Consider the following 6,094-nt stretch of genomic DNA (forward strand, 5'->3'; position numbering starts at 1 on the left):
GTGAGGGTGAGTGACTCGTCTAGTGAGACAGAAGCTGTCTTGCTTGTGTTGATTTCATCAGTGAGGGTGAGTGACTCGTCTAGTGAGACAGAAGCTGTCTTGCTTGTGTTGATTTCATCAGTGAGGGATAGAGATTCGTCAAGGAAGACAGAAGCTGTCTTGCTTGTGTTGATTTCATCAGTGAGGGATAGAGATTCGTCAAGGAAGACAGAAGCTGTCTTGATTGTGTTGATTTCATCAGTGAGGGATAGAGATTCGTCAAGGAAGACAGAAGCTGTCTTGATTGTGTTGATTTCATCAGTGAGGGTGAGTGACTCGTCTAGTGAGACAGAAGCTGCGTAAATAGTGTCTACAAGATCAACGAATGCAAGTGACTCGTCTAGGGAGACAGAAGCTGCTTTGCTTGTGTTTACTTCATCAGTTAGGGATAGAGATTCTGTTAGAGAAAGGAATTGGGCTTGGCTTGTGTTGATTTCATCAGTGAGGGATAGAGATTCGTCTAGGGAGACAGAAGCTGCTTTGCTTGTGTTTACTTCATCAGTAAAGGTAAGAGATTCTTCTAAACTTTGACTATATGCAATTGGTATTCTGAAATAAACTCTCATCTGAACATGATCTACGGCAATATCATCATTTCCAGATCCAGTCATAGCATATGTTAGCTGAGCACCAAAATCAGGATCAGTGACAATTGCAACAGTTAGTTCTTCAAAACCATGTAAAGAAGTAGGACCTGCAATGGTGTGAACTGTTCCGGCAGTGGTATCAAAGGTGGCATGAGTAGTAGAATTTCCAGTTGAATGAAGGTTTCCAAGATCATTATACAATGTAATATCTGTAATAGAGCCAGCAGTAGCTCCATCATTCAAAAATGCTTCTGTAATGAATTCAATTCCTACAATAAGGGCATTAGAAGGTATTTCTTTACCTCCGCCAGAACCAACTGTAAATCCAAAACCTTTCAATTGTAATGTCTCAGCATCTATACATTCTGCACTTGAGCCATCATCAGCTGTTACGAGATTAGGATTTTTACATGAACCACCAGTTGTAATAGGAAAAGAATAGGCAGTTTGTTTGTCAGTTGAAAGATTTACAATTAATACATCAGAAAATGAAAGGGATTCTGCGAATTTTATTGGTTGAGTTAAGACATTTCCATCATTAAGTGTTAATGATTCTAGTAAGGATATAGAAAATGTACCAGTAGTATTAATTGCAGTATCACTCATTGAGAGTGTTTCAGCAAGTAAGACAGATGCAGATTTTGTAGATTCTACGGCATCAGTGAATGATAGTGATTCCTGAAGAGAAATTTGTTTGACTGAAATAACATCAACAGTATCAACTAGATCAAAAGATTCAAGAAGATCATAACTAAATACATTATTTTGAATTACATCAATCATAAATCTTTGATTAGCAGTTGAATCTTTACCCCAGATAATCTGTAGATCATCTCCTTCGGAATTAGAGGATTTCATTGAGACTTTGATTCCAAATTGTTTTCCAGATGAAATAATTCCACTTAATTCAGATAGATCAATATTTCCTTGAATTTCTTGTACATTGGTAATTTCAACTGTATCAATCTCGGCATTAACACTTACAGGCGAAACATTCATCTCAACTAATGTGAAATTAATATTTCCATTAAATGCAGCAAAATTTGCATTAATATCATTTCCAATAGACTTGCCCGTTATTTTTTGGTCAACAGAATAACCAGTAGTTCCATTGTAAAAGATCACCATATTTACAACCGAATCATTTGGTGCAGTTGTACTAACTGATGCAGTAGTTGTACAAGAGTTTGGAGATGTATTTAGAGGAACAATACTTCCTGGAGATAGACCTAATCCAAGACATACTACATTATCACCAAATAGAGTAGAAGAGGTAATCGGAAATGCTTGTACATTATCAGTGACTGATAGCGATTCAAGAAGGGATACAGGAATTGATGTACTGGTTTGAGTTGTATCAGTAAATGTTAGAGATTCTATTAGGGAGACAGAAGCTGCTTGAGTGGTGTTGACTTCATCAGTTAGAGATAGAGACTCGTCAAGGGAGACAGAAGCTGTCTTGATTGTGTTGACTGCATCAGTAAAGGCAAGTGACTCGTCTAGTGATACAGAAGCTGCTTTGATTGTGTGAATGTTGTCAGTTAGGGATATTGATTCATTGAGACTTTGTGGTGATGGATTAATTGAAACCGTTACACTACCATAGGTGATATGGGCTGCTCTACCTTGACCTCCACCCACAGTATTTGCAGAAAATTGTAGTGATGTGTTATTAAAGTTTACAATATTGGTTCCGTTAAAAGTGTAGGTTGAATATCCATTTGCAAGATTTGTAATTGTTATGGTACCTCTGGGTGTTGCGCCTTCAAGTAGTGTTGCTACAAGATCGATTTGTCTTCCACCTGATGCGCTCTTTTGTGCAACAAAAGAAACTAAAGCATTGCCATATGGTGGTGCAGGTGGATCTGACAATGTTACAGTAAATGATGCACTGCTAGGATTAGTTACTGAAGTTGCAATACCAGATCCGGCATCATTTGTTTGAAGACAACCGTGAAGTGTTGTACATGCTAATCCTGAAGCAGTCCATCCTCCAGGATTAGCAGATGTTGAATCTGGGAGTAAAGTAGATGGTGGATCGTTTGCTACAAACCAAGCTCTTGCTTCATTAAATGACATTGATTCAGAATTAATCTCCATGGGACCTAATGAATAAAGCTGTGGGAATTCAAGTGGAACAGAATAAGAATATTGTATAGATGTTTTATTAGATAATAATTCCTTAGTCCATGTAAGAATTTTGTGTGAATTAGTTTCTGTTACTATTGCATCAGTTTGAACATCAAATACTTTAGGTACAGTTTCGATTATAGTAATTTCATTATCATTTGTAAATGATTCAATACCTACTCTAACATTAAAAAGATTTGGATTACTAATTGGATCAATTTTACTCTGTGCTGTTCTAATTATATCAAACTCATAGAAATTGGAAGCATCAAATGTTGTACTAAAGTTAGTATTAATTCCAGATGCCATAGCATTAATATCTACATTGTATGTTCCCTCATAATGTATTGTATATTGAGAATCATACAAACCACATTCATCACTTGCTGTAATGCCATTTCCTGATTTTAGTAGTGAAATTCCTAATTTTGGATCAGTAATACTCATAGTCAGATCTGCATCGCATACTGGATGTCCCTTGTTATCTAATACAACAATTACAAATTCTGCAGTTTCACCGGGTTTGTAAGTACTCTTTTTGGTGTTAAGAGATACCAATCCCCATGCAAATTCATCTTCTATGATTTGAGTCTGGCCATCATCAGTATAGATAGCCTTAATCTTGTAAACACCTGGCTGTTTATGATAATCAGATAAGAGTTTTAGACTAACTTTTCCGTCTCTTATTTTTTCAAATGTTGAATCAAGATTAATCAGATTTCCTTCAGGATCATACACTTGGATTACAATGGATTTCTTAGAATCAGCCCAACTACCTTTCTGTATAGGCTCAATTCCTGCAGTATCTTCTATTGATTTTACAATATTTTTGATGTTGTTTGCCTGTTCAAAGTTATTCTTTTCTAGTTTATTGATAATTGGGTTTATCTTGTGGATAATCTCTTTTACATGATTTTTAATCTCTTTGAGTTTAACATCATCTAGTCTTTCATTCTCAGATAGCTGTTCGATTTTTTCCTGTAATTGTTTTATTTGCATTTTTGTATTTTGAATTTCAATCTTAATGAGATCATCATCATTTGGTTTTGCAGCATCTACAGTTTGAATAGAGAAGATATTTTCAAATTCAGATATTACATCAATAATTGTAGATGTTTTATCAGATTCATTTACAGTTAATGTGTTTTGAGTATCATTTAGAATTTGTTCTAACTCATTTACAATAATATTAGTTGTATTGTGCAATCTTTGTTTTTCATCCGATATAATTTCTGATGAATGATCAAATTCAAATTCAAATTCAACATCCTCAGAAATAAGATAACTGTCTTTAATTGGAATTAAAATAGGAGTGAAAATAGTTGATACTAGTTCATTGTGATTAACAATTATGGTAGAATTAAATGATAGTGATTCTGAAAGGGATACATTATTTTTACCATTTACTACTAGATCAGTTTGATCATCAAGTGATAGTGATTCTAAAAGTAATATCAAATTATTTCCATTTAGTTTTGTATGTACAACATCAGTAAATGATAGAGTTGTTGAAATATTTTGTATTTCTCTCCTATCTATATCAGTTGAGTTTCTTGGAATGATTATAGCTTCAACTATATCAGAGAAAGAGATAACATCAATAGAATAGTCATATGTTGAATTGTTAAGTTTGTACGATACATAATCTGTAAATGTAAATGATTGGATTGGATTAGCAGATGTTGAATTTATTGAAGCGATAAGAATTGTTTCAGAAATAGTTTCATTGTTTAGGGTTACTGTAAGATGATCAGAGAAGGAAAGTAAATGAGATTCAAATGGTATGATACTATCTTTGGTTGGTTCAACATATCTTGCATAAAGATCATTGATTTGTGCCTGAGATAATGCATCTTTGTAAACTAAAACATCATCAATTGTGCCTGAGAAGTGATTGGATAAGCTAATTTTGCTTCTAAGGGTATTCAAATATGCACCAATTATCAAGTCAGAATTATTTTCCGCAATTTTTGCCGATACAGGGGATAATTCACCATCTAATATTGTAAAAGATTCTGGAATTGTTGTTTTATCCTCAAGATTTCCATTAAGATAAAGAGAAATTTCTGTTCCGTTAATTACTGCAACAAGGTGTGACCAATCATCGATTTCTGTCTTACCTTCAATCTTTGTCCATTTAATTCCATCAAAGATTGCAAAGGTTGGGATTTTTTCTGGTGAATAAATATTATTAATACCAAGAACAAATGAGCTTTCTTTTGATACAACAGCAAACTCTGCTGATCCTGACTTGTAATCGGGTTTAATCCATGTTGATATTGTGAGCTCATTTAGTTCATGGTTTAATGATTCTTCAATAATTGGAATATAATTTTGTGTATCATTAAATTCAATAATACTATTAGTTGCATTTGATGAATTATTATTTGTACTATTAGTAGTTGCTAGATCAATATTTGTGGAATTAGTTACAATCTTTGGTGCAAATACATCAATTGGAATTATTATTTTTTCTTCCTCAATTGTTTCTATTTTATTGTATAACGATTCAATAAGTGGCAATGTTTGTAAATAAATTTCATAAATTTGTTCTGCATTAAGATATACATCAAAGATGTTAATTTCTTTTATTTCACCATGGAATTGTTTTTTTACTTCATCAAGTGTTCTGTGATTTTCTAGTGATGCACCAATTATTACATCAGATGAAGATGTAATTTTGTCAATGGTTTTTGGTTTAAGTTGTCCATCAAGTGAAATTGATATAGTTTCTATAGATTTGTTAATATTTGATAGTGTTCCATTTGTATAAATTGAAAGTGTTGTTCCATTAAAGGTTGCAGCAAGGTGAGACCAATCATCACCTATTTGTGATGTTGTTTCTACTGAATGCCATTTAATTCCATCAAATACTGCAAATTTTGCAATATGTTTAGGAGCAATATTATTATTGATTGTAAGTGCAAATGATTTTTCTTTTGATACTACTGTAAATTCAGAAGATCCTCCAGAATAATTAGGATTCACCCAAGCTGTAACTGATAGATTAGTAATATCATTAGTAGAATTACCATCATTTGAAACATATCCATTACCATCAAGAATTAGGCTTGAATCTGTCTCCTTGATGAATACATCCCCAATAAAGCGGGATCCATTAACTTGAGAGTCAAATTTCCAAGATGCAGTTGCATTTGGTACAACTACTGGTATTCCAGTAGAGTTTGTGCCTGGGATGGTTGTACCGTTAACTGGTATTCCAGTAGAGTTTGTGCCTGGGATGGTTGTACCGTTAACTGGTATTCCAGTAGAGTTTGTGCCTGGGATGGTTGTACCGTTAACTGGTATTCCAGTAGAGTTTGTGCCTGGGATGGTTG

Annotated in this window: 1 protein-coding gene; it reads right to left on the minus strand. The window is 33.8% G+C overall.

Annotated elements, in window-relative coordinates:
- Positions 1–6,094, minus strand: a 6,094-nt coding sequence (locus tag K5790_RS10740) for a LamG-like jellyroll fold domain-containing protein (RefSeq protein WP_297594942.1), incomplete at both ends; no start/stop codon positions are given.

This window comes from Nitrosopumilus sp., assembly GCF_025698945.1.
Classification (GTDB): domain Archaea; phylum Thermoproteota; class Nitrososphaeria; order Nitrososphaerales; family Nitrosopumilaceae; genus Nitrosopumilus.